Here is a 26,691-nt window from a genome sequence, read left to right as displayed (position 1 = left end):
CGGCGGAGTTTATCGACTTTTGCCGCCGATCGCCCGCAGGTGTATGGCAAATCGCTCCGCCAGCCAGCGCGCCGCCGGCCCCAGCGGTTCGTCACGGCGCCAGACCAGTTCCACCACCAGCGCCGGCGGCGTCCATTCGCTGTCCAGTTCCACCATCAGCCCCTGATACGCCGAATACTGCACCACATGGCGCGGCAGCCAGGCCCAGCCGAGGTCGCGCACCAGCCATTCAGCCATGACGTAGAAACTGTCGGCGCGCCAGACCTGCGGACTGGCCGGTTCGTTGCCGGGGTAGACACTGGTCTGTGTCGACATCAGCAGTTGGCGATGTTGCGCCAGTTGCTGGCAAGTGACGTAAGACTGCACGGCCAGCGGATGGTTGACGCCACAGACCGTGACCATTTCCACACTGCCCAACACCCGGCGCTCCAGCGCTTCGGGGATTTCATCGTGATAGAACAGCAACCCGAGATCGGCCCGGCGCTCCACCAGTTTGCGCGACACCTCGCCCTGGGCGGCGCTGGTCAGTTGTACCTCCAGGCTCGGAAACTGTTCGGCCAGCGCCCCGAAGCTTTCAACCAGCGCCTGATAAGGCATCGCTTCATCCTGGGCGACCCGCAACTGTGCTTCCTGACCGCGCACCATGGCCATGGCCCGGCCATTCAGGCGCTCGCATTGACGCAGCACTTCCCGCGCCTCTTCAAGCAAGGCTTCGCCCGCTTCGGTCAGAGTCGGCTGACGCCCGCTGCTACGTTCGAACAGGCTGACGCCGAGGTCGTCCTCCAGCATCGCAATGGCGCTGCTGATCGCCGATTGCGCCTTGTGTTGCCGGCGCGCCACGGCGGAGAACGACCGCTGTTCGGCCACCGCCACAAACAGGCGCAATTGATCCAGATTCCATTGCATGTCCATCAGGCAACCCATCTCCAGAACAGATAGGTAATGACTTTACCCCATCTGGGGACTCACTAGAATGCCGCCTCAGAAAGCAACACTTCGCACGAGGATTTGAACATGAACGCTTACGTCTATCTGGCTATTGCCATTTGCGCCGAAGTGATCGCCACCGTTTCGATGAAGGCCGTCAAAGGTTTCAGCACGCCATTGCCCCTCGTGCTGGTCATCGTCGGCTACGCCATCGCCTTCTGGATGCTGACGCTGGTAGTGCGCAGCGTGCCGGTGGGCGTGGCGTATGCGGTGTGGGCCGGCATGGGCATCGTGATGGTCAGCGTTGCGGCGCTGTTCCTCTACGGTCAGAAGCTGGATATTCCGGCGATGCTCGGGATGGGCTTGATCGTGCTCGGTGTGGTGGTCATCCAGCTCTTCTCGAAAACCGCTGGCCATTGACCTGTATTACACAGATCCCGGTGGGAGCGAGCCTGCTCGCGAAAGCGTAGTGTCAGATATGTCACCGGCAACTGATACGCCCTCTTCGCGAGCAGGCTCGTTCTCACATCCGGATTGCATCAGCCTTGTTGATCATCGACAAATCCCCTTTTCCCCGAGTCTGTATACTGCGCCCTCGTCTTGAACACTGAGGTCGTTGCATGCCATCTCCCATTTCCACCGACGTGCTGATTGTCGGCGCTGGTATCGCCGGCCTCTGGCTGAACGCGCGCCTGCGACGCCAGGGTTTCTCGACCGTGCTGGTGGAAAGCGCCAGCCTTGGCGGCGGACAGAGCGTGAAATCCCAGGGCATCATCCACGGTGGCGCCAAGTACGCATTGCACGGCGCGCTGACCGGCGCCTCGGAAGCCATCGCCGACATGCCGCGCCGCTGGCGCGAAGCCCTGGCCGGCGATGGTGAACTCGACCTTTCCGGTGTGCGTCTGCTGTCCGAAGCCCATTACCTGTGGTCGCCGGGTACACTTGCCGGCAACCTCACCAGTTTCTTCGCCAGTAAAGCGGTGCGCGGCCGGGTCGATCAGGTCAAGGGTGATCAATTGCCACCGGCGCTGCAGGACAAGCGTTTCAAGGGCAAGGTCTACCGCCTCGCCGAACTGGTGGTCGATGTACCCAGCGTGATTCAGCGCCTGGCCGACCTCGCCGGTGACGGCCTGCTCGCCGGCCAGAACATCGAGCCTTTGCTGGACAGCGGCGTGCTGGTCGGCCTGAAGGTCGACGGTCGCGAAATCCACGCCCAGCGCATCGTCCTCAGCGCCGGAGCCGGTACTGCGGCGCTGCTGGAAACTCTCGGCCTGACCCAACCGGCCATGCAACGCCGGCCGCTGCACATGATCATCGCCAAGGGCCCGGGCCTGAAGCCGCTGTACGCCCATTGCCTGGGTGGCGGCACCAAGCCGCGCATCACCGTGACCACGCACCCGGCCGCCGACGGCCAATGGGTCTGGTACATGGGTGGCGACATTGCCGAGTCCGAAGGCGTGGCCCGTGAGCCCGCCGAACAGATCGCCACCGCACAAAAGGAAATCGCACAGTTGTTGCCCTGGATCGACCTGAGCAACGTGCAATGGGCGACCTTGCGCGTCGACCGCGCCGAACCGCTGCAAACCGGCCTGACTCGTCCGGACAACGCGTTTCTCGCCGAAGAGGGTCGCCTGCTGGTTGGCTGGCCGACCAAACTGGCCCTGGCCCCGGACTTCGCTGACCGGGTGATCGCCTCTCTGGAGCGCGACGGCATCCAGCCGGGCCATCCGGCGCCGTTGCCGGAATTGCCGAAACCGCCAATGGGCGTTCCTGCATGGGAGCAACTGCTGCCATGAGCCTGCCGACCCTGCACGATCTGCATCGCCCGCTGGGCAGTACCGGCCTGCTGGTTTCACCGCTGGGCCTGGGCACCGTCAAACTTGGCCGCGACCAGGGCGTGAAATACCCCAACGGCTTCCAGATCCCCGATGACGACGCCGCACGCATGCTGCTCAAACAGGCGCGGGAACTGGGCATCAACCTGATCGACACCGCCCCGGCCTATGGCCGCAGCGAAGAGCGCCTCGGCCCGCTGCTGCGTGGCGAACGCAAGGACTGGGTGATCGTCAGCAAGGTCGGCGAAGAATTTACCGATGGCCAGTCGACCCACGACTTCAGCGCCGCCCACACCCGGATGTCGGTCGAGCGCAGCCTGAAGCGCCTGGAAACCGACTTCATCGATCTGGTGCTGGTGCACTCGGATGGCAATGACATGGCTATTCTTGACGACAGCGAAGTCTACGCAACCCTCGCGGCACTGAAGGCCGAGGGCAAGATTCGCGGTTTCGGTTTCTCCGGCAAAACCGTCGAAGGTGGCCTCAAGGCACTGGAGCAAGGCGACTGCGCGATGGTCACCTACAATCTGAACGAACAAAACGAGAAGGCAGTCATTGACTATGCTGCTGACCACGGCAAAGCCATTCTGGTGAAGAAAGCCCTGGCCAGCGGTCACGTGTGCCTGAGTCCCGGCGTGGATCCGGTGCGCGCCAGCTTCGAGTTGCTGTTCGCCCAGCCCGGCGTGGCCAGTGCCATTGTCGGGACAATCAATCCGCTGCACCTCGCCCACAACGTTGCGACCGTTGCCCGGGTCCTTCGTGGTCACTGACGCCGCCCCGCGGCCTTAAGCAGGAGCCGACATGCCGCGTACGCTCATCAGAAAGAATCCGAGCAACTTCAAGACGCTGCCGCTGTTCGTCGAAGCGACGCCCGAGGGCCTGACCTACCAGAGCGTAGGCAGGCCGCTGAATTTCGCCCAGACCCTGCAACGGCGCAAACCGGTCAGCGTGGCCGACGCCGAGCGCTTTGCGCTGGAACTGGCCAACCTCGGCGTTTCGGTGCGCCTGACCCTGCACTGGCAGAACCGCGATTACTGGGTGCTGGTGCGCCAGCGCCGGCAGGATCGCGGCGACGTGGTGCTCAAACTGATTTCCGGCTACGTGCCGGCTCACGAACTGAATATCCCGTTGCACACGGCGATCCAGGAGATTGCCGAAGAATGTCTGCTGGAAACCCCGGAAGGCTGGCTCGGCGGGCGCTTCAACGACACCTGGCTGCCGGCGCCCTATGCCTCGGCATTGCACTACCGCGAGGCCCTGCCCTTTCGCCTGACGCCGCTGTCCGGTTCGGCGCGCCCGGTGCGCTGCGCCAACCTGCAACTGGTCGAACGGCCACGGGCGTACGTTCACCTGCCGACCGCTTCCCTGCAATTGATCTACGACCTGCGGCTCGATGTGCCGAAGGAAGCCAAGAACCTGAGCCTGTTCCATGTCGACGAACGACTGGAAGGCGATCAACTGGTCGCCCGGCTCGACCGCAAACGCCCCGACCTGTACCTGATGCCGTTGCAGGACGGCGAACCACTGCCCGAGCTGTATACGCTGAAGAAGGGTCAACTATCCCCGGCAGGCACTCGCGGCCTGTATCTGGCGGAGAGTTTCGCCCGGCAGGACGGCTGGCTGGTGCGCGATGAGCGGATTCGCTGGAAGGACTGGCTGCGCCAGCAAGGTTTGACGCCTCCGACCAAGGACTCTGGCCTGGCGCGGCTACGCGGCAAAGCGAAGCAACTGCTGAAGAAGATCGTGCCGCGCAAGGCGGGCTGAAAGCCAAGCGGCAGGCCTGTGTGGCGAGGGAGCAAGCTCCCTCGCCACAATTGGCTTGAATCAATTACCGCGGATCTTTTCCACAATCGCCGTGGTCGAGCTGTTTTCCACCAGCCCCAGCACTTTCACGGTGCCACCGTAAGCCTTGACGATATCGGCGCCGACAACCTGGTCGATGCCATAGTCACCGCCCTTCACCAGCACATCCGGCTTGACCTCGCGCAGCAGGTTTTCCGGGGTGCCTTCAGGAAAGCTGATCACCCAGTCCACCGCGCCCAGTCCGGCGAGTACCGCCATGCGCCGGTCGACGCTGTTGATCGGTCGGCCCGGGCCTTTCAGGCGACTGACGGACGCGTCGTCGTTGATCGCGACGATCAGGCGATCGCCTTGCGCTCGCGCCTGCTCGAGGTAGGTCACATGGCCCGCGTGCAGAATGTCGAAGCAGCCGTTGGTGAACACGATCTTCTCGTTGTGCGCCCGGGCATCGGCGACTGCCAGCAGCAGTTGTTCCAGACCCAGCACACCGCGCTCGGAACCTTCTTCACGCTGAATCGCACGGCGCAGTTCCGGGGCGCTGATCGCCGCCGTACCCAGCTTGCCGACCACGATGCCCGCCGCCAGGTTGGCCAGTGCCACCGCGTGCGGCAGTTCTTCGCCTGCTGCAATCGCCGCCGCCAGGGTAGAAATCACCGTGTCCCCGGCACCGGTCACGTCGAACACTTCACGGGCCCGGGCCGGCAGGTGCAGCGCCGGATGATCCGGACGCAGCAGTGTCATGCCGTGCTCGCCACGGGTGACCAGCAGAGCGCCGAGTTCAAGGTCGTGCATCAGTTTCGCGCCCTTGCTCACCAGTTCGTGTTCGTCGGCGCAACCACCGACGATGGCTTCGAACTCGCTGAGGTTCGGGGTGATCAGGCTCGCACCCCGGTAGATCGAGAAATCCTTGCCCTTCGGGTCGGCCAGCACCGGAATGCCTTTGCCCCGGGCGGCCTGGATCAGCGCCTGATGGTTTTTCAGAGCGCCTTTGCCGTAGTCGGAAAGCACCAGCACCTTGATGCCTTCCAGCAGGTCGTCGACCTGGGAAGCGAGCGCGAGCGCGTCGGTGGCGAACGGTTCTTCGAAATCGATACGCAGCAATTGCTGGTGCCGGCTCATGACCCGCAGCTTGACGATGGTCGGCTGGTGCGCAATGCGCTGGAACAAGGCGCGCACGCCCGCCCCCTTGAGGCTGTTGCTCAGGCTGTCGGCGGCTTCGTCGTCACCGGTCACACCGACCAGCGACGCCGGCGCACCCAGCGCGGCAATGTTCAGGGCAACGTTGGCGGCACCGCCCGGGCGGTCTTCGATTTGCTCGACTTTGACAACCGGTACCGGCGCCTCAGGGGAAATCCGTGAGGTACCACCATGCCAGTAACGGTCGAGCATGACATCGCCGACCACCAAGACAGGGGCTTGATCGAATCGCGGCATGGACAACTTCATGGAGCAACCCACATACAAAATGAACAGGGGCGCGATATTAACACAGGGTGGGCGAAGGCTTGTGCGGCGGCTGCAACTGGATGAAACGAGAGGCTTTTCTGCTCATTTGTTGAGCAACAGGACCGCCAGTCGATGGCAGGCGTCGGCCAGTTCGACCTCATCGGTATCGATCCGGCACTCGGTCGCCAGCGAGACTTCATAAGGTGCCTCACTCATAGCCAAGCATCTCGTAATCTCGCGCATAGACTCGCCGTACCAGGCGCCGGGTGCGTTGCGTACAGAAGTCACGCGCCGGCTGCGGGCGACGCTGCCTGGAACCATTGAAGTGTTGCAGCTGGCTTGTCAGCCCGAGACGCTCGCACACCAGTTGGAAATCCCGCGCCAGATGCTCCTGATACCCGATGAAGTCCATGGCGAGCCGGCCCAGCGAATCAGTGAGAAAGTCGGTTTGCGCGACGAAGTGCAATTGTCGCCCGATCGTGTCGGCATGCAGCCAGCGCGCAACGAAATCGTCGAAGTCGCGGTAGTGCCTGACCAACTGCTGCGCGGCGTGATCGCGCCCGCTCAGTTCGTTGCCGTGCAGGAAAGCATAGGCCGAATAGGCACGCTCCAGCGGATCACGCACGAAGGCAAATTTGAAGGCGGCGGCGAACTCCGCAGGAAACTGCTCTTCATACCAGTACAACGGCAGATGACCGGGACGCCAGCCATTGAACATCGCCTCGCACACACTGCTGCCGGCGCACTTGGGAACATGAATGAACAGACAGGATCGCCGGTCGAAGGCTTCGGGAAAGCGCAGGTTCGCCGACATGGATTTGTTTACCGCCTGTCGATCGACCACGGACAGGCGCCCCAGCAGAAAAGCTCGCTGCGGTTTGGGCAGCAGCTTCCACAGATAGCGTTGCAGCATGAAAGTACCCGTGCGACGGGGATGGCCCCTTCGATGGAAGTCAGAGTTCTTCCGGGAACCTTAACAAGCGCGGTGTCGGGTTTTATGCAGGTTTGGTCAAGAAGGGTAAGCCATTTGATACAAAGCATCGGGTGCATGGCGCACCCGATGACTTCATGGCCGGATCAGGCGATGTCTTCGGCCGGGGCATCGAGGCCCATGGCATTCAGGCGCGCGTAATAGCCATTCTGTGCCAACAGTTCATCGTGAGTGCCACGCTCGACGATCTGTCCCTGGTCCATGACCAGAATCAGGTCGGCCTTCTCGATGGTCGACAGGCGGTGGGCAATCACCAGTGTGGTGCGGCCCTTCATCACCTGATCCAGGGCGGCCTGGATATGGCGCTCGGATTCGGTATCGAGGGCGGAAGTAGCCTCGTCGAGAATCAATACCGGCGCATTCTTGAGCAAGGCACGGGCGATCGCCAGGCGCTGGCGTTGACCGCCGGACAACAGCACGCCGTTCTCGCCCACCTGGGTATCGAGCCCCTGCGGCAACTGCGCGATGAAGTCCATGGCAAAGGCATCACGCGCGGCTTTTTCGATGTCTTCACGCGGCGCCCCGGCCAGATCGCCATAGGCGATGTTGTTGGCCACGGTGTCGCTGAACAGCGTGACATGCTGGGTGACCTGGGCGATGTGGCGACGCAGGTTCAGCAGTTTGTACTGCTCGATCTCCACACCGTCGATCAGGATTTCGCCCTTGTCGTGGTGATAGAAGCGCGGAATCAGGTTGGCCAGCGTCGACTTGCCGCTGCCGGAGCGACCGACCAGCGCGACCATCTGCCCTGGCTCCACCGAGAAACTGATGTTGTCGAGCACCTGACGCTCGGTGCCTGGGTAGGTAAAGCTGAGGTTGCGTACCTCCAGACGACCGGTGACCGAGTCGCGCTCGACCGTACCGGTATCGATTTCCGGCTCGACGTCGAGCTGCTCGAAAATGCTTTCGGCACCCGCGACACCCTTCTGGATGGTCGAGCTGACTTCGGACAACTGACGGATCGGCTTGGGCAGCAGGCCCGCCAGGGTGATGTAGGCCACCATGTCGCCCGCCGAGGCATCACCGCGCAGGAACAGCACCAGGAACATCAAGACCGCCATGGCGGTGTAGATCACCAGTTGCAGCATCGGCGTGTAGATCGCGCCGGTGCGGGTCATGCGCAGTTGTTTGTCGGTGTTGCTCTGGCTGGCATTGAAGAAGCGTTTTTCTTCGTAGGCTTCGCCACCGAAACTGCGTACCACGCGGTAGCCCTGGATGGTTTCCGATGCAACGTGGGTCACATCGCCCATGGCCAACTGGATTTTCTTGCTCTGCTTGCGGAATTTCTTGCTCGCGGTACGCACCATCACGGCGATGAGCGGCAGGATCGCAACCATCACCAGTGTCAGCTTCCAGTTCATGAACAGCAGGGAGGCGAACAGGAAGACCACGGTCATCCCCTCACGGATTACGACCTTGATCGCATCCGTTGCCGCCCCCGTGACCATGGTGACGTTGAAGGTGATGCGTGAAATCAGGTGACCGGAGTTATGCTTGTCGAAATACCGGTTCGGCAGTACCAGCAGGTTGTTGAACAGTTGCACCCGCAGATCATGCACCAGCCCCAGGGAAACCTTGGCCAGGAAATAGTTGCCCAGATAGGAGCCGAAACCCTGCCATGCCGCGATCAGGATGATCAGCAACGGTACGGCCTGCAGCAGTTGCAGGTCACGCAGGTAAGGGACGGTGGGGAACAGCGCGGCCTCCGGGTTGGAAAGCCCGTCGACGAAATACTTGAGAATGTAACCGAGCATTGGCTGGGTCGATGCGAAAATCAGGAATCCGACGATGCTGATCAGGAACAGACTGATATACGGCCGGACGTAGCCGAGCAGTCGGAAGTAGATTTTCAAGCTCGAAGGGCTTGCGGCGGGACTGGAGTCGGTCATATCACGGGAAAGTCGATAAAAAGGACGCTGACTTTAGCACAGCTTCTTCAGGGTTCTGGCAATCGCACAAAGGCTGTTATTGTTATGCGTCTTTTTTCAGTGTCGAACTGCCATCAACGAAATGGCCGATCAATTTCAGGAACGAATCTCACAGCATGCAACTTCGCGGCTTCAGCAGTACGTCCAGTCGAATCTTCGACTTCATCAGCCTGTGGATACTTCCAGCCGGCTATTTCCTGCTTCTGTGCGCATTGTTCTTTCTGCCTGGGCGCAGCCTGCATCACAAGCTGTTCTATGGCCTGTTCAGCATCCCGGCACTGATCGCCCTTTGCCTGCGACCGCAGGCGTTCAAGGAACTGTTGCGCGAACCGATGATCGTCGCACTGCTTGTGTTCATCGCCTGGGCAATGCTCAGCCTGAACTGGGGCCCGTCGACGGCGAATCGTTCGGCGGCATGTTCAAGCCACCGCTGCACACACTGTTGCTGTTTGTCGGTTGCTATCTGCTCGTGCGTTACCGCAGTGAGATTCTTGCGCCAATACTGTTCGTCGCCGCTCTGGTTGCACTGGTCGCCACCACCTGTTTCCTGATCCCTTTTATCCAGCATTACCAACCCGGAATGCGCCTGGTCGGCGGAGGCGCTTTCGACAATCCACTGCTCAGTTCCCACCTGTTCGGCTTCTTCTGCGCCTATTGGCTCAGCGTCAGCATGTGCTGCAAGCATGGTCGCCTGCTCTGGTTCAGCCTGCCGGCGATGCTGATCATGTTTAGCGCCGTGATCGCCACCGGCTCGAGAACTCCTCTGGTCGCACTGACCCTGGCTGCCCTGTGGCTGAGCTTCATTTGCTGGAACCGTCGCTCACTGTTGATGCTCGGAGCACTGGCGGCCGTCGGTATCACGGTCGTCGGCGTGTTTTCCAGAATGATCACCGAACGGGGCGATTCCTACCGTTTCGAAATCTGGCAGATCGCCTTGCAGAAAATTGCCGATCACCCATGGATCGGCCACGGCTTCAACGCCGATCTGGCGATCGATCCGGGCGTCGGGTACAACTTTCAGGAACCCCACAGCTTTGCCCTGGGCGTCCTTTATTACGTCGGGGTTCTGGGTTTGTTGCCCTGGCTGTTTCTCCAGGCGTGGGGTTTGCTGAGCAGTTGGCGTCAACGGGTTCAGCCGTTGCTGATCATCGCGTCCACCTGGCTGGTCTTCGGCATCGGTGCCGGATTGACCGAAGGCGGAGGCATCATCTCGCGCCCGAAAGAGCACTGGTTTCTGCTGTGGATTCCACTGGCGCTGATCGCGGCACTGAGCATCAATCAGCGCGCCCGGCGCCTGTTGACCGTACCGGTGCAGAAACTGTCGGCCAGCGGTCTGCAACCATTGGCGGTCAATGCCCAGGTGATCGAAGAAGACGGCCTCGGCCCCAAGGTCCTGCGCCTGACCGATGGCAGCTTCCTCAAGCTGTTCCGCCGCCGTCGCTGGTACACCTCCGGTAACTTCAACCCGTATTCCGAACGTTTTGCCATCAACAGCGAACAATTGCGCCGCATGGGCATTCCGACCCCGCAGGTGCTGAACCTGTATCGTCTCGACGACGGCAGCAGCGCGGTGCATTACGCGCCGTTGCCGGGGCACACCTTGCGCCAGGTACTTCAGGGCATCACCGCACCGGCCGTGCGGCAGGCTCTGGTCGAGCGTTTCGGCAAGTTCATGGCGCGCCTGCATGAACAGGGTGTGTATTTCCGTTCGCTGCATCTGGGCAACGTACTGGTGCTGGAAGACGGTGAGTTCGGATTGATCGACCTGGCGGATCTGCGCATCTACCCGTCCCCTTTGAGCCTTTCCCTGCGTCAACGTAACCTGCGCCACATGCAGCGCTACACGGAAGACAAGCGCTGGCTGTTCGAGGACCACTTCGATGCCCTGCTCCAGGGTTATTCGACGACAGCTTCCCAGGCGGCTGTCGATAATCTGCACAGGCAAGTGCAACAGGGAGGTCGCCCTGCCCGGGCCCACTGACCATGATGGATACCAATCCTGTCTTCGCCGCGGTCGCGTATCTGCTCGCCATCGCGACTTCGGTAATGTTCCTGCGCCTGGTTCCCAAGGCCGCCCTGCACCTGCAGCACAATGGTGAAAATCGCTACGGCACCATTGACGGTTTGCGTGGCTACCTGGCCTTTGGCGTTTTCATACACCACGCGATCATTACCTGGTTCTACCTGCACACCGGCGTGATCGACTTTCCGCCGAGCAACTTCTATTCGCAACTGGGTCAGGCCAGCGTCGCGCTGTTTTTCATGATCACCGGTTTCCTGTTCTGGAGCCGCCTGCTCAAACAGGGGCGCGAGCATGACTGGCTGGCATTTGCGGTATCACGGGTGTTTCGGCTTTATCCCCTTTACCTGCCGCTGATGCTGATCGTGTTTGTCACCGTGTTCAATCTGCAGGACTGGGAACTGAAGGACTCTCCCGTGGAACTGGTCGGGCAGGTATTGGGCTGGCTGACTTTCGACCGTCCGGATATCAATCAATACCACCAGAGCGGCATGTTGATCTCCAACGTGACCTGGACGCTGGCCTACGAGGTGTTCTTCTACCTGGCACTGCCACTGCTTGGCCTGGTGTTCATCTACCGCGGCCCATGGCTGCAGGTCGTTCTGTGCCTGATCGGAGTCTATGCCCTGTACCAGGTCATCGGCTGGGAGCATTCACTGAAAAAGCATTTTCTGGCGAGTTTTCTTGGCGGTATCGCAGCGGCCTATTGGGTACGACGCCCGCATCTGGTCGCATGGGGGCGGACACACGCCGCCACGGCGGTTGCCCTGCTGGCCCTGATTCTGGCGATGACCCTGTTCAAGCGCGCCTTCAGCCTGATGCCGCTCCTGCTGCTGGGCATGTTTTTCGTCGTCGTGGCATCGGGCAACCCGCTTTGGGGCGCCCTGCGTATGCGCAGCATCCGCTGGCTGGGAGAGATCAGCTACAGCACCTATCTGCTGCACGGTTATGTACTCTGGATCATGGTGCAGCAACTGCCGCACCTGATGTCCTTCAACCCACAGAACCCGGTCTTCTACCTGCTGTTGATGGCAGTCTGCAGTTGCCTGCTGATCGTCATCGCCAGCCTGACATTCCTGTACATCGAGAAGCCTGGAATCGAAGCCGGAAAGACATTCCTGCACTGGCTACGCCAGAAGCAGCGGCCGAAAAAACTGGCCGAGGAAGCCGCCCGGGAACGTTGAGCGGCTATGAGGTCTGGCGCTGGCGGGCATAAGTGAGGAATCCCTCGATGTCGTCACTGCACAGCGTTTGCGCCAGGCTGTGCAGTTCGGCTTCCGGCCAGTCCCACCACGCACTTTGCAACAGTTGCCGGCGCTGCTCTTCGGGAAAGCGCCAGCGCAGGAATTTCGCGGGATTGCCCCCCATGACCGCATAAGGTTCAACATCCCGCGTGACCAGTGCGCCGGCCGCGATGATCGCGCCACTCCCGATCGTCACGCCTGACAGGATGGTGCAGTTGGAGCACAGCCAGACATCGTTGCCGATCGTCACATCCCCATGAGTGCCGCTGTAATCACGAATGTGCGCGGCCTGCGGCAGCATCGCCGGAAACGGGAAGGTGGTCACCCAGTCCGCCCGATGATGTCCGCCGAGAAAGATCTGCACGCCTTCGGCAATCGAACAGTAGGCGCCGATCTTCAGCGTCGAGCCTTCCTTCCAGTCATGAACGATCGGCAGGCCATAGCTGCCCCGGCCAAAGCTGTAATCAGGATAAGCCTGGGCGAACCGTGCAGCGCCGCGCTCGATCTTCGGCAACTTGCGAATCGCCCGTTTGACGCGTCGCTCACGCCAGCGCTGAAGCCAGCCCATGATTCAGTCCTTTTCCAGCGGCGAAAACAGCAACCGGCCCAGGCCGCGCCAGGTTTTCTTGTTCCAGGCCTTGAACGGGATCTGCGCCAGCAGTTCCCGAGCCAGTTTGCGGTTGCGGTTGGCGGTTTTCAGGAACATCGAATTGAGCGATTTGTAGCGCACCTCGTCGTACAGCGGATGATCGCTGAACAGCGCGTAGGTACGCAGAATGTTTTCGATCATGAAGCGGTGGTTCTTGTAGGAGTTGGTGGCGTGCTTGCGATAGCGCGCCATCACGACGTTCAGACCGTCGATGAAATACCCGGCGCGGGTGATTTTCAGCTCGATGTACAGATCCTCGAGACGAATCGTCGGATCGAATCCGCCCACCTTCTCCAGGGCCTCACGGCGGATCATCAGGGTCGGTGCCGGCGGATACGGTTTGCGCTCCAGGAACATGTCATCGAAGTCCAGACGCCGGAACGGCACGTCCCGGCGCTGACGCTTCTCCGGGTAGAGGTTGCCGTCGGCGTCCATCAATTCGATGTTGCCGGCGCAGATGCCGACTTCCGGTTTGCCGTCCATGTAGGCGACCTGGGTGGCGATACGATCCGGGTACATGATGTCGTCGGAACCGAACGGCACGATCAGACTGCCCCTGGCCCGTGCGATCGCGCCGTTGAGCGTGTTGGTCAGGCCCTGGTTCTGCTGCACGCGGAAATCGAACCCATGTTTTTCCTGCAAGGCCTTGATGCGCTCGACACTGTCATCCTTCGAACCGTCGTCGACCACCAGCAGCTCAATATTCTTGTAGCTCTGGTTGATGACGCTGAGGATGCTTTCCTCGATGTACGGTCCGTGGTTGTAAGACGCGATGATGACGGTGACGAGGGGTTGGGCATCGCTTCGGGCTGCTGACTCACTCACGGCTCTTTCTTCACTCACGGCTGCTCCTTGCGGGCCTGCTCAAGGCCGGAGTCGATGAGGTTCAGGTATTCCTGGCGGAAGACCTCGATATCGTGCTGTTCCTGCAAATAGCGGTAGGCCTGTTCGCCCTTGGCCTTGAGCTCGTCATCCGACAGCCCGAGATAGGTATCCAGCGCCGCGACCAGGCTCGATACATCCTTGGGAGTGATCGCCAGGCCACCGGCACCTTCGATCAGCGGCAACATGGCCGGTACGTTCGACGCGATCACCGGCAAGTGCCCGCTCATGCCTTCCAGCAGGGCCAGGCCCAGACCTTCGGCCAGCGACGGCATGGTCCAGATATCGAAGGCTCGCACGTATTGCAGGGCGTTTTCCTTGAAACCCAGCAAGTGGGCGCGACCGCTCAGGCCGAGCTGCTCGATCTCGGCGGCCAACGGCGCTTGCAGCGTCCGGCACCGATGATTGCCAGTTGGGTGTTCGGGTATTTGTCTTTCAGCTGGGCGAAAGCCTGCAACAAATAAGTGTGGCCCTTCACCGACACCAGCCGCCCCAGCGCACCGATCAGGCGCACATTCGGGTCGATGCCCAGCAGCTCGCGGGCACGCTCGCGGCTGTGCTGCAAGCCTTCGGCCTGTTCGATGTCGATGGCGTTGGTGATCGCACAGGTATTGCGGTCAGTAAAACCGCAATCGCAGTCCAGCAGGTACTGTTTGACCGCCGGCGACACGCCGACGAAACGCCAGTGGCGGTCGATCAGGCGTTGAGTCTGACGACGGCGATAGAAGCGGTCGTACTCGCCGAAACCGTGGGAAATACCGATGCACAACGGCACTTTCAACCAGCGGTTGAGGGTCAGCATCATGTTCACCGGCTTGAAGCGGTTGCAGATCACCACATCGAACTTTTCCCGGCGGCAGAACTTGTACAGCTGCCACATCGCCCGCAGGCGCATGCCTTTGAGGGACTTGTCGGAAAACTCGAAATACACCGAACGATCCGCCCGGCTGACCGCTTCACCCGGCCCGGGTTTGCCGCGCAGGAATGCCGCTGTTACCTCGTAACGATCCGTCGGCAGGGCTTTGACGATCTGTTCGGCGAGGTCGGCGAAGTCATGGGATTTGACGTTGTAGTCGGGTTGCAGCTGCAGAACCTTGGCACGTTGACTCATGACTCTCCCCGTTGCGCACCCGTCGCGCCTGTTTCACTCTGCTTCAGCGCCCAGAACAACTCCTGGCGCCTGACCGCTTTGCGGAAAAATTCGTTCTCGCCGTAGACCGACGGCCTGCGCCCGGCCAACAGCCGTTGAATCAGCCGGCGCAGGCGCCGCTTGAACGGTGCCGGCGGCTGCAGGTCATGCATCATGCCCAGCGCCATGGCCTTGTCCCGTTGCAACTCGATCGGCAGCGGCAGGCACAACGGCTGCATCGCGACTGCCCCATCGAATGTCGGTGGCAAGGCAATGCCCTGCCCGCTGTCGCCCATCGGCCAGCGGTCGTTGTCGTGCAGGTGGTTGGCGTAACCGAGCAGCGTCGGTTGCCAGTCCAGACCGCGCAGGGCTTCCAGAACGGCTTCCTGGGCGCAGATATGGTCGGGATGCGGATCCAGCGTCGGGTGTGGCAACACGATCACGTCCGGGCGCGCACGATTCAGGACCTCACGCAGGTCGGCCAGCAGATTGTTCCAGGTCGGCGCGCCGTCGGCATCGCCGGGCAATGTAAACGGATTCAGCTGGCGGAACAGGCGCGTATCGCTCAGATCGGCTTCCCGCGAGCCCACCGGTCGATTCGGCGCAGCCTGCATCGCCGCCAGTTGCAGACAGAAGTAACCGAGCTGCACGCAGTGGTCCTGCGGCACGCCGGCCCAACGCGGCACGGCGAGGCTGTCCCAGGCCCGCAGACGGCCCTTGAGTCGCGCCGCCTCGACCTTGTTCAGGCCCATTTGTTGATAATGTCCGGCTTCGATCTCGCCGGCGGTCAGGGTCACGATCCAGGCTTCTTTGGCCTGACTGTACAGACCGTAAGCGGCCAGTTCGGCATCGTCGGCGTGAGGCGCGATGACCATCACCCGCTGCTGGCGGTAGTCCGGTTGTTCGAGCGCCCACAGCAGCGGCTCACCGGACACCCGGCAAAAACGCCCGCGCAGACGCAACTGGCCTTGCGACAAGGCTTGCGCCTGACCGCTGAGGTTCAGATAACGCAGACCGTTGACACCACGTTCGAACGTCTGCGCATCCGGATTGGCACCACCGGCCAACTCGACCCGAGGATCGAAGAAGCGTCCCAAAAAGCTGCTTTTGACCTTCACGGCGAGGATCAGCGTGGCATCCTCCACCAGCATCACGCCCTCGTCGAGACGCAATTGCTCGCCGTTCAAATGCACTTTCGGCTGCGCAGTGAACGGCGGAAAGCTGTATTGGTAATCGTCTTTCGGCGAATAGAACAAATGATCGGCAAACCACGCTTCGTGAGCGATCCAGCCAATCACCGCCAGCACCGGCGGCAGCCACCAGGCCACCAGCACGCCAAGGGCGATCAACACGATCAGTGCGATCAACAGGCCGATCCGTTTATTGCGCCGATGACGCTTGAGCAGTTGCTGTTTTCGGCTCATGGGCTGACTCATACGGTGAAGACCGGCACAGGATTGCACCAGCGATCCTTGTATTCACGGTCGGCACGACCGAAGGAAAAACGCAGCGGCTTGTCCAGTGCCCGGGCATGTTCCCAGGCACTTTGCGTGTTGAGGAAACTCAGCACGCTGCCGGGGCTGAATTCACGGGTTTCGGGATCGACGCCGCCATTGATGTATTCGACGCTGATCCACTCCGGCGCTTCGACGCGATACACCAGCTGGATCGCAATCGGTGCATCGTTGAGGAAGATCACCGAACCGATCAACAGTTCGCGCAACAGCTCGATGACTTCGGCCATGCGTGCCGCACCCGTGGCCGGAAAACCCCAGCGGCGCTGGAACAGATCGCAGTAGATCGCGGCCAGTTCGGCACTGGAGAACTCATCGACCGACCGCACCACACCGCCCGCCTCTTCCAGCAGGCGCAGTTCGCGGCGCTGGTTGTAGCGAAACTTCTTCGACAGTTCTTCAGGGGTGCGGGCCATGGCCAGTTGTTCGGTCTGCAACTTGAGGCCGCTGAAGCGACTTTCGTTGAGCGCCGACAGGTAGCGCCCGCGATGACGCAGCGGGGCTTGGGCATCGGCGGCAGCCGGCAGGATCAGCTCGGCGTTGCCGAGGTCGAACAGGCCTTTCTTGCCACTGCGCTTGAGCACGTCCTTGGACAAGGCCAGATCGCGGCCCCAGGTCGGGATCGCCGCCTTGACTTCGCCTTGCTGCTCCCAGGCCAGATAACGCACCGGAATGCCGGCCAGATTGGCCAGCCGTTCGACGACCATGGGATGGGTCGCGACGCTGCCGCCAAATCGCTGCCAGGCCTGTGCATAGGTTGAGGCGTCAACGGGCGACCAGCCACGCTCGCGCCAGCCTTGAAATCGGTTGAGCATCAGCCCCTCGGTGCCAGATCGGTAACTTGCGGCAAATGCCAGAAGGTGTCGCGTACGGCGCGGTCGGAGAAACGTTCGCGCAGGCGGTCGAACATCAGCTCGGCGCACTGGCGACGCTGCTGCTCGTCCATGCCGGCCAGGTGTTTCAGGCCCTGGGCCAGATGCTCGGCATCACCCAGCGGGAACAGAATGCCCACGCCCTCAACCACTTCCTTCGCCCCGCCACACGCCGTGGCCAGCAACGGCACGCCGGCGGCCATGGCCTCCAGCAGCACCATGCCGAACGGCTCATGGTCGGAGCTCAAGGCGAACACATCGAATGCGCGGAAGTAATTGCGCGCGTCCGGCACCTGACCGAGAAACAGCACACGATCACCGACACCCAGCTCGCGAGCCAGGGCCTTGAGCTCGTCCTCAAGACGGCCCTTGCCGAGAATCACCAGTTGGCTGTTGGCCGGCAGACCGGGCAGTGCCGCGGCAAAACCGTGCAGCAGCGTGGCCTGATCCTTGTCCGGGTGCAGGCGACCGACGTTGCCGACAATGAATGCATCGGCAGAAAGCCCCAGGGTCTCGCGGGCTTCACGGGCGGACACCTGACTCATCTGCAACGCCGAAACATCGATGCGGTTATAGAGGGTCTGGATGCGGGTCGTCGGCCATTTCGGCAGGCAGCGGCGGATGTCGTCGCGCACCGCATCGGACACGCCGAGCAGGCTCAGGCGCTTGCGGAAAATATGCGCGAACAGTTTGCGCGAACCACGTTTGTAATCGCCAAACGCGTGGTGCACGCCAATCACCGGCAGCGAAGTGCCGAGCAAGGCGATGTAGATCGGCTTGAAGCGATGGGCGATGCAGAAACTGAAATTGCGTGAAGCGGCGATCTTGCGCAGATCGCCGATGGCGCCCAGCTTCAGGCCACGAATGGCTTTGGAGCTGTATTCCATGAACAACACTTCGTCGGAGGCGCAGGCCGCGGCCACCTCGCTATCGGCCGCCCCGGTCAGAAAGACCGTGGTGACCCGATAACCGGTGCCCGCGAACAGGCTGGCGTACTGCCGCGCGCAGTCCAGGAACGGCCCGTCATAGCCGTGGCAGAACTGCAGCACATGGCGTTCAGCCGAGCGTGTCATAAGCGTTTGCGCCTTCTTTGACCACCAGGATGTCTTCCATGATCAGGTACTGCAGATCCGAGCCGAAGAACATGTTCAGGGCGTCGGTCGGCGAGCAGATCATCGGTTCGCCACGGCGGTTGAGCGAGGTGTTCAGGGACACGCCGTTGCCGGTCAGCACTTCCAGCGCCTTCATCATGTCGTAGTAGCGCGGGTTGTATTCGCGCTTGAGCACCTGGGCCCGGGACGTGCCGTCTTCGTGGACGACTTCCGGCACGCGGGTCTTCCACTCCTCCGCCACTTCGAAGGTGAAGGTCATGAACGGCGCCGGGTGATCGATCTTGATCATCTGTGGCGCCACGGTGTCGAGCATCGACGGGCAGAAAGGCCTCCAGCGCTCGCGGAACTTGATCTGATGGTTGATGCGGTCAGCCACGCCGGTCACGCTCGGGCAACCGATGATCGAACGACCACCCAGCGCACGCGGACCGAACTCCATGCGGCCCTGGAACCAGGCCACCGGGTTGCCGTCGACCATGATTTTGGCGATCTGCTCCGGCATGTTGTCGAGCTTGCGCCAGGTCGGCTTGTTCTCGTGACGGGCGCAGGCGGCGATCACGTCTTCGTTGCTGTACGACGGGCCGAGGTAGACGTGTTCCATCTTCTCGACCGGTACGCCACGGGCGTTGGACACATAGGCCGCTGCGCCGACCGCGGTGCCGGCATCGCCGGAGGCAGGCTGTACGAACAGCTCCTTGACGTCGTCACGGGCGATGATCTTCTGGTTGAGCTTGACGTTCAACGCACAGCCGCCGGCATAGGCCAGCTTGCCGGTTTCCTTGAGCACGTCGCCCAAGTAGTAGTCGATCATCTGCAGCGCGATTTTTTCGAACAGCGCCTGAATGCTGGCGGCGTAGTGGATGTACGGCTCGTCAGCGATGTCGCCTTCGCGCTTCGGACCCAGCCATTCGATCAGCTTCGGCGAGAAGTAGTAACCCTTGCCCTTCTCTTTGTAGCGACGCAGGCCGATCACGTTGGCGTAGTCGGTGTTGATCACCAGCTCGCCGTTCTCGAAGGAAGCCAGTCGGGAGAAATCGTACTTGCTGGCATCGCCGTACGGCGCCATGCCCATGACCTTGAACTCGCCGTCCAGCATGTCGAAACCGAGGAACTCGGTAATCGCGCCGTACAGGCCGCCGAGGGAGTCCGGATCGAAGAATTCCTTGATCTTGTGGATCTTGCCGTTTTCCCCGTAACCGAAGAAGGTCGTGGCGTACTCGCCCTTGCCATCGATGCCGAGGATCGCGGTTTTCTCTTTGAAACCCGAGCAATGGTAGGCGCTGGAAGCGTGAGCCAGGTGGTGTTCAACCGGTTCGATCTTGATTTTCTTCGGATCGAAGCCCAGTTGCTCCAGGCACCAGACGATTTTCTTGCGATAGCGCTTGTAGCGACGGTTGCCCATCAGGATCGCGTCGAGCGCGCGGTCCGGGGCGTACCAGTAACGCTTGGCGTACTGCCAGCGGGCCTTGCCGAAAATGCTGATCGGGGCGAACGGAATCGCCACCACGTCAACGTCGGACGGCTTGATGCCGGCTTGTTCCAGGCAGAACTTCGCCGATTCGTAAGGCATGCGGTTCTTTGCATGTTTATCGCGTACGAAGCGCTCTTCCTCAGCCGCCGCCACCAGCTTGCCGTCGATGTACAGGGCCGCGGAAGGATCATGGCTAAGGGCGCCGGACAGGCCAAGAATCGTCAATGCCACAGGGGTCTAGCCTCTTTAGTCTGCATTCAGGCGCGATGCGCCTTGAAAAATGATGTGCCCTCGCACCGGGCGAGAGACAGCTAAAGGGCGGGATTATAGCTTAAAAGCGCCGACAAACCTCTAGCGGAACTGGCCGGCCGGTGCGTTGACACTCGAGTAGCATCGACATAGACTCCAGCACAAATGGACTGGGAGATCCCGGTCGGCGCTAATGCCTCGGTGAGATCATCGGGGCTTTTCGCTTTCTGGGGATGGGAAAATCTTCAAACCCCAATTCTCGAAACCCTCTCCAACCTTGCTCCGCCCTCCGCTGCAATAGAACTTGCGCTTGAGCACGTCAAAAGCACGGTTTCCCTGACCCGCTCTCAAAACGCTCATGCCAATGGGCCTCGCAACAAGTCGCTGTATTCACTGATTGGCGGCAAGGTAATTTACCCACGACCCGGTCGCCAAAAATCACTGATGTATCCGTCCACAGCCATGCAATAAGCCGTGTCGAAGACACCGGGCAGGGCGAGGAAAAAAGCGTCGCTGGTGAAAGCCGTTTTGATGGTCAAGGTTTGCCCTCCGGGAACGTCGGGGCAAACTAGCATCGGAGCTTTATGGGAGGCAGTTCATGGGTTCTGACCAAGCCGTAGGACAAATCACAAGGATTTGTCGCCACATGCCCTACCCAATTTCTATTGCAGAAATGTCTTACTCGATTGAGACAGCAATCACGCAGCGCCCGATGCATCCTTTGGCAAACGCTGATCAATCACCTGATACAGCGCACTGCTCTGCGGCCAGTTACGCATGAACCTTGCGCGATCCCGGGCATAGGCCGGAGCGAAGCTGCTCGCCGAGCCGTGCTGGCACATCGAGTCCAGATCGATCAGCGCCCAGCGATCCTGGTGCCAGAACAGGTTATGTCCCTTGAAATCGCCATGACTGATGCGCTCTGCAATCAAGCGTGCAAACAGTTGATCGAGCGCCTGCAACTCGGCTTCCGGCGCTTCGCCGCTTTCAACATACGGCGCAAATCGCTCGATGATGTCCGGCCCGGCCAGGTACTCGGTGACCAGATACGCCTTGCTGCGCAGCCAGAAAAACCGGGTTTCCAGCACCGCCAGCGGTTTGGGGGTAGCGATGCCGAGAAACGCCAGGCGATTGCCTTCGCGCCAGGAATGCCACGCACGGCTCGGGCGCCAGAAGCGTTTGAGCCAATGGGCAAAATTCTTGATGTTGTAGCGTTTGACCACCAGCGCACGCCCGGCCACTTCGACCCTGCCGACGCTCGCTGCGCCGCCGGTCTTGTACAGATGACCCTGATCGAGCAAGGCATCGGCCCGTTCCAGCACCGGCAGCATCGCGGGCTCTTCCTCGCGACGGATCGAGCGCAGACCGAACGCCCCGCGTCGCACGCTGAACAACGAACATTCACGACCGACCTTGATCAGAAAATCCTTCAAACGCCAGGCCCGCACCTTGTCGATCTGCTTCTGCAGCGCTTCCAACGGTAGTGCGTGCTCGCTGTTGCTCAGCAGGTAATACACCAGCAGCTCTTCGGTGAACGGCTCCAGGGATTTGGGCAACTGGGCGAAAAAAACGCCCAGATTCTCCAGCACTTTCTGCCGGGACAATGGCTGACCGGCGGTTTCCGCACGGATACCGGCGCCATCGATCAGATACAACTGACCGCCGTGGCGCAGCAGGTTGTCCAGGTGCAGGTCTTCCTGCCACAGGCCTTTGCCGTGCAGCTGGCCAATGGCATCGAGCGCTTCGGCCAGCACTGCCGATTGTTCATCCGCCAGCACTGGCAACGATTCAACCTTGCCCCATGCATCGCCCAGGCTTTCAGCGCCTTCGAGGAACTCGAACAGCAGCCAGCCGCCCTCGCCGTCCTTCAGGCCATCGGCCAGCAGCAACGGCGTGATCATGCCTTGGGCGGCGAGCAGCTTCACACCGTCCAGTTCACGCTGAAAATGCCGTGCCGCCTTGCTGCCGACCAGCAACTTGGCCAGCACCGGGCGACCGCGCCACACGCCGGCGCCGACATAACGCTGCCCCGGCAATACCCGCAACAGGCTGAGCAATTGCAGATCAGCGGGACCCGCGGCATCCGCCAGGGAAACCGTCAACGGCAGGCTCGGCGTGCGTCCGGCGTTTTTCAGGTCGGACAGTTGCATCAGCGGGTCTCCTTGCGACTGCGCCGCGCGGTCAGCCGCGAGACCCAGCTATCGACCAGCGAGCTGTCGACCGACTGATCGAGATATGCGGCCAACAACTCGCGCAACTGAGCCTCGCTCCACTCCGGCGCACGACGCAACAGCGGCTCCAGGTCCTTGACCCGATCGCGCAGACCGAACAGCAAGGGCCGGGTCTTTTCCAGATCGATCAGTTGCGCCCGATAACCGGCGCCTTCGGCACGCAGGAAAATATGCTTCGGATAAAAGCAGCCATGCACCTGGCGCACGCCGTGCAGATGCCGCGCCAGTTGACCGCAGGCCTTGAGAATCGCCGACTGCTGCGCGACCTCGAGGCTCGACCAGCGCTGCAACAGCGAATCCAGATCATCCCAACCGTCGAGGGCCCGGGTCAGCAGAATCGCGCGCACCTCGCCATTGACCTTGCGCTGACCGAAAAACGCCGCCTGCAATGCGGGAATGCCGAGGGCGCCATAGCGACTGATGTTGCGAAACTCCCGGGCAAAGGTCGGCTCGCCGAACGGTGCGTGCAACGTGCGGGTCAAGTAATTGCTCTGGCGCTTGAGGTAATAGCCGCGACCTTCGAGCTCAAGGCGGAACACGCTGCTCCAGCCGCCGCCGTCGGTGTTCGGCTCATCCACTGCGTCGAGCTGCTTGGCCCACAGCGCATCGAACGTGCCGAGACCGTGACGCTCCAGCAGCGGGCGGTCCTCAGCGGCGAGAAAATCAGTCATTCGCGTCCCTCGAAAAATCTCACCACGTGACGAATCCGTTTTTTGTCGGCGGCATTGAGCCGGTCACGCTGACGGTATTGCAGGTAGAAGCGCAGGCGCTGGGTATTCGACAGGTGATATTTGGCCACCTTGTCGAGACAGGCCAGATCCTTGGTGATCCGGTACTTGAGCCAGAAACCGCGCCAGAAATCGCCGTTCGGGCAGTCGATGAGAAACAGCTGTGCCTGATCGTCGATCAGCAGGTTGCGCCACTTCAGATCGTTATGGGTGAAGCGATGATCGTGCATCGTACGGGTGTAGACCGCCAGTTGCCGGCTGATGCCATCGACCCAGCCGTGATTCTTCAGCTTGGGGTCATTGCGCTCGGCCAGCGCCGAGAGGTCCTCGGTACGCGGCAGCTCACGGGTGATCATCGCCCCGCGGTCGTAGGCCATGCCTTTGCGCTCCAGGCCCCAGGCCACCACTTCGGCGGTGGGAATGCCCCATTTGGCGAAGCGCTTGAGGTTCTGCCACTCCATTTTCACCCGCGGCTTGCCGAGGTAACGGCGCAACCCCTTGCCGGCGCCGGAGTAGCGCTTGACGTAGTAATTGACGCCGTTGCGTTGCACGCGGATGACTTCGGACAGCGGATCGCGGGTCAGGCGCTCGCCCTTGAGCGCGAATACCGCTTCAAGACTGCCAAAATCCGCTGCGAGGTCGCTGTAACCGGGCTCAAGATTCCAACCCGCCATCAGAGCGCATCCCCGTATCGCTGCTTGCGTTCATAGAGCTTGCCGGCCTTGCCTTCGAGCCAGCTGAGCAACGGCGCCTCTTCAGCCAGGATCCGACGCAGCGGTTGCTGGAAGTAGCCTTTGAGAAAGCGCAGCTTGTCGCGACGGGTCAGACCGATGTCCAGCGCGGAAAAATACAGCGCCGCCAGATCCTTGTTGCGCCAGCGCCGGGTAATCGCCGGGCGGGTCTGGGCGCGGTGCAGATCGATGACCGAGAGCTTGAAATCTTCCGCAGTCACCGGTTTATCGGTGTGCAGCAGGAAGTGGCAGATGTAGCAGTCGCGGTGATTGACCCCCGCGCGGTGCATCATGCCGGTCATGCGTGCGACTTCGGCGATCAGCGCACGCTTGAGCTTCGGTTGTGGCGGCTGCCTGACCCAGTCGATGCTGAAGTCTTCGAGACTGATGGTCGGAGCCAATTCTTCGGTAACGATGAACGAATGCTGCTCTGCCGGGTTGCTGCCCTTCTCGCCGTATGCAACGGCGGTCATGGTCGGCACGCCGACTTCCTGCAATCGCTGGATGGCTTTCCATTCCTGGCCCGCACCGAGTACCGGCAGTTTGGCGGTCAGCAGATTCTTGAAGATTTCGCCCCAGCCGATGCCGCGGTGGATCTTGACGAAAAACCCGTTGCCGCCGACTTCCGTGCGCAGCGTCCGCCGAGCTTCCAGCTCGCGGTAGACCTCGCCCTTGAGCGCCTCGACTTCGGCGAACGGGTCGCGTCCGGTCCAGAGGCTCTTGAACGGTTCAGCCAGCATCAACTTCATTTATGCGTGCTCCGCCAGAATCACATCGGCCGCGTGCTGCGGCATGCTGTAGAGGTCGGCCGTCTCGGCAAAGGCCAGACCGTTACGGCTCCAGGCCGCCCGTGCAGCGTCGTCGTTCAACATGTCGGTCAGGTATTGCGTCAGCTGCGCCTGATCGAACGGCTCGTCCAGCACGCGCCCGGCATCGGCCTCGGCAATGTAATGGGCGTAACCGCAGACCGCGCTGACCAGCACCGGCAATCCGGCGACCAGCGCTTCGAGCAGCACCGTACCGGTGTTTTCGTTGTAGGCCGGGTGGATCAACAGATCGGCACCGAGCAAAAAGCGCGGGATATCGCTGCGTCCCTTGAGGAACGTCACGTTGTCGCCCAGACCCAATGTTGCACTCTGCATCTGGAACAATTTGGGGTCATCCTGGCCGATTACAAACAGGCGGGTGCGTTTCTTCAGTTCGGCGGGCAATGCCGCCAGGGCTTTCAGGCTGCGATCGACGCCCTTGGTCTTGAACCCGGAGCCGATCTGCACCAGCAGCAGTTCGTCGTCCCTGAGGTTGAATTCTGCGCGGAAACCGGCGCGAATCTCGTCGGCATCCTTCGGGCGACGGCGATCCTGAGCAATGCCCGGCGGCAGCAGGTGGAAACGCTCCAGCGGCGTGTCGTAATGCTTGATGAACAGCGGCTGCTGCACTTCGGAAATCATCAGCACTTCGGTCTTCGCGCCTTTGGCGAACACCGCGCGCTCGTACTCGGCGAAATGGCGGTAACGGCCCCAACGGCGGTACAGCGAATGGCGCAGGTTCTGCGCCTTGTCTTCGAAGCAGCCGTCGGCCGCATAGTAGACGTCCAGCCCCGGCATCTTGTTGAAGCCGATCAGCCGATCCACCGGGCGTTTGGCCAGATCCGCTTCCATCCACGCGCTGAGCTTTTCGTTGCGGCGGTGATTGAAGAACGCCTTGACCGGCGCCACCAGCACTTCGAAGCCGGGCGGCACGTCACCTTCCCAGATCAGGGTGTAGACGCGAATCTGATGACCACGCTTCTGACATTCGAGGGCGATGCGCATGAAATCGCGCTGCAAACCGCCGAACGGGAAATATTTGTAAAGGACAAATGCCAATTGCATCAACGCAGCTCCTCAGCCATCAACAACGTGCTCAGTCGGCTGGCGACACGCTCGGGATTCAGACGCGTGAAGCACAAAGGCCACTCGCGTTTCAGGTCAAACTGACGGGCATCCTGCGCGGTCGGTTGATACGTACATTTCTTTTGCAGGCACGGCGCGCACGGGAAATCGCTGGCGAGGTGAATCTGCAGCTTGCCGTAGGCGCCGGTCAGACCCGGATTGGTCGGGCCGAACAGGGAAATCGTCGGCACATCCAGTGCCGCGGCGAGATGACCGAGACCGGTGTCCACCGCGACGCAGGCCTGGGCGCCGGCCAGCACCTTGCCGACCCCGGCCAGGTTCAGCTTCGGCAAGACTTCGGCATGTTTGAAACCGGCGGCGATGCGCTCGGCCCGGGCCTTCTCCTGTGGATTGCCCCAAGGCAGTCTGATCCCGACGCCGAGGTAACCGACCCGCTCGGTCAGCTCACGCCAGTAGCTTTCCGGCCAGTGCTTGGTGTCCCAGGTGGTGCCATGCAGGAACACCACATAGGCAGTCTTGCGCGGCAGTTCTACCAGACGCTCGACATTGAGGCCGTAATCCCCCAGGCCTTTGGGCAGGTCGTAACCCAGGGCGATAGCGAACAACTGGCGCACACGTTCAACGGCATGCTGCCCACGGGCCACCGCCAGCTTGCGGTCATAGAATCGAGCAGCAATCGGCTCCCGGGCCGAGCCCTTGTCGAGGCCGGCCACCGGGGCCTTGACGTAACGGGTCAGCCAGGCGCTTTTCAGCAGGCCCTGAGCATCGATCACCAGGTCATATTTGCTGGCACGCACGGTTTGCTTGAAGCGCTTCCACTCGCCGCTCTTGAAGGTTTGCCAGAGGTTCTTGCGCCAGCGGCGGATCGCCACCGGTATCACCTTGCCCACGGCCGGGTGCCAGGTCGGGATTTCGGTGAAGCCCTCTTCCACCACCCAGTCGAACTGGATGCCGGGAATCGCCCGGGCCGCGTCGGTCAACGCCGGCAACGCATGAATCACGTCGCCCAGCGATGAGGTCTTGATCAGCAATACCCGCAA

The 26,691-nt window shown here is 61.4% G+C and carries 21 protein-coding genes and 3 pseudogenes; 6 read left to right on the top strand and 18 right to left on the bottom strand.

Annotated elements, in window-relative coordinates; translation table 11 throughout:
- Positions 1 to 9 precede the first annotated feature (9 nt).
- Positions 10 to 912: a LysR family transcriptional regulator gene (locus tag BBF94_RS09235; protein ID WP_065258739.1), complete on the bottom strand. Its 903-nt coding sequence runs from the start codon at positions 910 to 912 to the stop codon at positions 10 to 12.
- Between the two features lie 102 nt (positions 913 to 1,014).
- On the opposite strand from BBF94_RS09235, the gene BBF94_RS09230 reads away from it, so the two are divergent.
- The 4 genes from BBF94_RS09230 to BBF94_RS09215 all read left to right on the top strand — a co-directional run bounded on the left by BBF94_RS09230 (position 1,015) and on the right by BBF94_RS09215 (position 4,526).
- Entirely contained in the window at positions 1,015 to 1,347 is a 333-nt protein-coding gene (locus BBF94_RS09230) for a DMT family transporter (protein ID WP_065258738.1), read from the top strand.
- A 200-nt stretch (positions 1,348 to 1,547) separates the two neighbouring features.
- Positions 1,548 to 2,723 (top strand): NAD(P)/FAD-dependent oxidoreductase, encoded by a 1,176-nt coding sequence (locus BBF94_RS09225; RefSeq protein ID WP_065258737.1) that lies wholly within the window; start codon positions 1,548 to 1,550, stop codon positions 2,721 to 2,723.
- On the top strand, positions 2,720 to 3,532 hold the full coding sequence (locus BBF94_RS09220; protein WP_065258736.1) for an aldo/keto reductase: 813 nt from the start codon (positions 2,720 to 2,722) through the stop codon (positions 3,530 to 3,532). The genes BBF94_RS09225 and BBF94_RS09220 overlap by 4 nt, the downstream gene beginning before the upstream one ends.
- Positions 3,533 to 3,563: 31 nt before the next feature.
- The gene (locus tag BBF94_RS09215) at positions 3,564 to 4,526 is read left to right on the top strand and encodes a metal ABC transporter ATPase (protein WP_065258735.1); all 963 of its coding nucleotides are present in this window, start codon (positions 3,564 to 3,566) and stop codon (positions 4,524 to 4,526) included.
- 60 nt (positions 4,527 to 4,586) lie between these two features.
- Here the strand turns inward: BBF94_RS09215 and hldE are convergent, their stop codons facing one another.
- From hldE to msbA, 3 genes are all read right to left on the bottom strand, one after another.
- Complete coding sequence (hldE, locus tag BBF94_RS09210; RefSeq protein WP_065258734.1) at positions 4,587 to 6,008, bottom strand: bifunctional D-glycero-beta-D-manno-heptose-7-phosphate kinase/D-glycero-beta-D-manno-heptose 1-phosphate adenylyltransferase HldE; 1,422 nt, start codon at positions 6,006 to 6,008, stop codon at positions 4,587 to 4,589.
- Positions 6,009 to 6,216: 208 nt separating this feature from the next.
- Entirely contained in the window at positions 6,217 to 6,921 is a 705-nt protein-coding gene (locus BBF94_RS09205; protein ID WP_065258733.1) for a sulfotransferase family 2 domain-containing protein, read from the bottom strand.
- Between the two features lie 164 nt (positions 6,922 to 7,085).
- On the bottom strand, positions 7,086 to 8,888 hold the full coding sequence (gene msbA, locus BBF94_RS09200) for a lipid A export permease/ATP-binding protein MsbA (protein ID WP_065258732.1): 1,803 nt from the start codon (positions 8,886 to 8,888) through the stop codon (positions 7,086 to 7,088).
- A 155-nt stretch (positions 8,889 to 9,043) separates the two neighbouring features.
- Here msbA and BBF94_RS09195 point away from each other — a divergent pair.
- Together BBF94_RS09195 and BBF94_RS09190 are read left to right on the top strand one after the other, a co-directional pair.
- Positions 9,044 to 10,908: pseudogene (locus BBF94_RS09195) on the top strand (O-antigen ligase family protein).
- 2 nt (positions 10,909 to 10,910) lie between these two features.
- The gene (locus BBF94_RS09190) at positions 10,911 to 12,131 is read left to right on the top strand and encodes an acyltransferase family protein (protein WP_065258731.1); all 1,221 of its coding nucleotides are present in this window, start codon (positions 10,911 to 10,913) and stop codon (positions 12,129 to 12,131) included.
- Between the two features lie 4 nt (positions 12,132 to 12,135).
- On the opposite strand, the gene BBF94_RS09185 is transcribed toward BBF94_RS09190, so the two are convergent.
- The 14 genes and pseudogenes from BBF94_RS09185 to waaC form a co-directional block, all read right to left on the bottom strand.
- Positions 12,136 to 12,759 (bottom strand): CatB-related O-acetyltransferase, encoded by a 624-nt coding sequence (locus BBF94_RS09185; RefSeq protein ID WP_065258730.1) that lies wholly within the window; start codon positions 12,757 to 12,759, stop codon positions 12,136 to 12,138.
- A gap of 3 nt (positions 12,760 to 12,762) precedes the next feature.
- Positions 12,763 to 13,665, bottom strand: coding sequence for a glycosyltransferase (locus tag BBF94_RS09180; RefSeq protein ID WP_065258835.1), 903 nt, complete (start codon positions 13,663 to 13,665; stop codon positions 12,763 to 12,765).
- 14 nt (positions 13,666 to 13,679) lie between these two features.
- Positions 13,680 to 14,833, bottom strand: a pseudogene (locus tag BBF94_RS09175) (glycosyltransferase family 4 protein).
- Positions 14,830 to 16,275 carry a PIG-L deacetylase family protein gene (locus BBF94_RS09170; RefSeq protein ID WP_065258834.1) on the bottom strand — a complete coding sequence of 482 codons (1,446 nt, stop codon included), beginning with the start codon at positions 16,273 to 16,275 and terminating at the stop codon, positions 14,830 to 14,832. The pseudogene BBF94_RS09175 and the gene BBF94_RS09170 overlap by 4 nt, the downstream one beginning before the upstream one ends.
- A gap of 8 nt (positions 16,276 to 16,283) precedes the next feature.
- Positions 16,284 to 17,180 (bottom strand): antimicrobial resistance protein Mig-14, encoded by an 897-nt coding sequence (locus BBF94_RS09165; protein ID WP_065258729.1) that lies wholly within the window; start codon positions 17,178 to 17,180, stop codon positions 16,284 to 16,286.
- A complete protein-coding gene (locus tag BBF94_RS09160) occupies positions 17,180 to 18,310 on the bottom strand; it encodes a glycosyltransferase (RefSeq protein WP_065258728.1) in 1,131 nt (376 codons plus the stop codon). The genes BBF94_RS09165 and BBF94_RS09160 overlap by 1 nt, the downstream gene beginning before the upstream one ends.
- Positions 18,294 to 20,051 carry a carbamoyltransferase family protein gene (locus BBF94_RS09155; protein WP_065258727.1) on the bottom strand — a complete coding sequence of 586 codons (1,758 nt, stop codon included), beginning with the start codon at positions 20,049 to 20,051 and terminating at the stop codon, positions 18,294 to 18,296. The genes BBF94_RS09160 and BBF94_RS09155 overlap by 17 nt, the downstream gene beginning before the upstream one ends.
- A 225-nt stretch (positions 20,052 to 20,276) precedes the next feature.
- A pseudogene (locus BBF94_RS28145) lies at positions 20,277 to 20,450 on the bottom strand (DUF3800 domain-containing protein); the annotation flags it as partial.
- 317 nt (positions 20,451 to 20,767) lie between these two features.
- On the bottom strand, positions 20,768 to 22,219 hold the full coding sequence (locus BBF94_RS09150) for a lipopolysaccharide kinase InaA family protein (RefSeq protein ID WP_065258726.1): 1,452 nt from the start codon (positions 22,217 to 22,219) through the stop codon (positions 20,768 to 20,770).
- Complete coding sequence (locus BBF94_RS09145; RefSeq protein WP_065258725.1) at positions 22,219 to 22,971, bottom strand: lipopolysaccharide kinase InaA family protein; 753 nt, start codon at positions 22,969 to 22,971, stop codon at positions 22,219 to 22,221. The genes BBF94_RS09150 and BBF94_RS09145 overlap by 1 nt, the downstream gene beginning before the upstream one ends.
- Positions 22,968 to 23,702 (bottom strand): lipopolysaccharide kinase InaA family protein, encoded by a 735-nt coding sequence (locus BBF94_RS09140; RefSeq protein ID WP_065258724.1) that lies wholly within the window; start codon positions 23,700 to 23,702, stop codon positions 22,968 to 22,970. Before BBF94_RS09140 ends, BBF94_RS09145 begins: the two co-directional genes overlap by 4 nt.
- On the bottom strand, positions 23,702 to 24,508 hold the full coding sequence (rfaP, locus tag BBF94_RS09135) for a lipopolysaccharide core heptose(I) kinase RfaP (RefSeq protein ID WP_065258723.1): 807 nt from the start codon (positions 24,506 to 24,508) through the stop codon (positions 23,702 to 23,704). The genes BBF94_RS09140 and rfaP overlap by 1 nt, the downstream gene beginning before the upstream one ends.
- Entirely contained in the window at positions 24,509 to 25,630 is a 1,122-nt protein-coding gene (locus tag BBF94_RS09130; RefSeq protein WP_065258722.1) for a glycosyltransferase family 4 protein, read from the bottom strand.
- The gene (gene waaC / locus BBF94_RS09125) at positions 25,630 to 26,691 is read right to left on the bottom strand and encodes a lipopolysaccharide heptosyltransferase I (RefSeq protein WP_065258721.1); all 1,062 of its coding nucleotides are present in this window, start codon (positions 26,689 to 26,691) and stop codon (positions 25,630 to 25,632) included. Before waaC ends, BBF94_RS09130 begins: the two co-directional genes overlap by 1 nt.

Origin of the sequence: Pseudomonas bananamidigenes (genome assembly GCF_001679645.1) — a bacterium.
Lineage (GTDB): Bacteria > Pseudomonadota > Gammaproteobacteria > Pseudomonadales > Pseudomonadaceae > Aquipseudomonas > Aquipseudomonas bananamidigenes.
Note: the sequence above shows the minus strand (reverse complement) of the source record. Positions and strands in the feature narration are given on the sequence as shown.

Excerpts from the sequence above, each read along its gene's own strand:
- BBF94_RS09235 (WP_065258739.1), bottom strand. The coding sequence starts at position 912 with ATGGACATGCAATGGAATCTGGATCAATTGCGCCTGTTTGTGGCGGTG.
- BBF94_RS09230 (WP_065258738.1), top strand. The coding sequence starts at position 1,015 with ATGAACGCTTACGTCTATCTGGCTATTGCCATTTGCGCCGAAGTGATC.
- BBF94_RS09225 (WP_065258737.1), top strand. The coding sequence starts at position 1,548 with ATGCCATCTCCCATTTCCACCGACGTGCTGATTGTCGGCGCTGGTATC.
- BBF94_RS09220 (WP_065258736.1), top strand. The coding sequence starts at position 2,720 with ATGAGCCTGCCGACCCTGCACGATCTGCATCGCCCGCTGGGCAGTACC.
- BBF94_RS09215 (WP_065258735.1), top strand. The coding sequence starts at position 3,564 with ATGCCGCGTACGCTCATCAGAAAGAATCCGAGCAACTTCAAGACGCTG.
- hldE (WP_065258734.1), bottom strand. The coding sequence starts at position 6,008 with ATGAAGTTGTCCATGCCGCGATTCGATCAAGCCCCTGTCTTGGTGGTC.
- BBF94_RS09205 (WP_065258733.1), bottom strand. The coding sequence starts at position 6,921 with ATGCTGCAACGCTATCTGTGGAAGCTGCTGCCCAAACCGCAGCGAGCT.
- msbA (WP_065258732.1), bottom strand. The coding sequence starts at position 8,888 with ATGACCGACTCCAGTCCCGCCGCAAGCCCTTCGAGCTTGAAAATCTAC.
- BBF94_RS09190 (WP_065258731.1), top strand. The coding sequence starts at position 10,911 with ATGATGGATACCAATCCTGTCTTCGCCGCGGTCGCGTATCTGCTCGCC.
- BBF94_RS09185 (WP_065258730.1), bottom strand. The coding sequence starts at position 12,759 with ATGGGCTGGCTTCAGCGCTGGCGTGAGCGACGCGTCAAACGGGCGATT.
- BBF94_RS09170 (WP_065258834.1), bottom strand. The coding sequence starts at position 16,275 with ATGAGCCGAAAACAGCAACTGCTCAAGCGTCATCGGCGCAATAAACGG.
- BBF94_RS09165 (WP_065258729.1), bottom strand. The coding sequence starts at position 17,180 with ATGCTCAACCGATTTCAAGGCTGGCGCGAGCGTGGCTGGTCGCCCGTT.
- BBF94_RS09160 (WP_065258728.1), bottom strand. The coding sequence starts at position 18,310 with ATGACACGCTCGGCTGAACGCCATGTGCTGCAGTTCTGCCACGGCTAT.
- BBF94_RS09150 (WP_065258726.1), bottom strand. The coding sequence starts at position 22,219 with ATGCAACTGTCCGACCTGAAAAACGCCGGACGCACGCCGAGCCTGCCG.
- BBF94_RS09145 (WP_065258725.1), bottom strand. The coding sequence starts at position 22,971 with ATGACTGATTTTCTCGCCGCTGAGGACCGCCCGCTGCTGGAGCGTCAC.
- BBF94_RS09140 (WP_065258724.1), bottom strand. The coding sequence starts at position 23,702 with ATGGCGGGTTGGAATCTTGAGCCCGGTTACAGCGACCTCGCAGCGGAT.
- rfaP (WP_065258723.1), bottom strand. The coding sequence starts at position 24,508 with ATGAAGTTGATGCTGGCTGAACCGTTCAAGAGCCTCTGGACCGGACGC.
- BBF94_RS09130 (WP_065258722.1), bottom strand. The coding sequence starts at position 25,630 with ATGCAATTGGCATTTGTCCTTTACAAATATTTCCCGTTCGGCGGTTTG.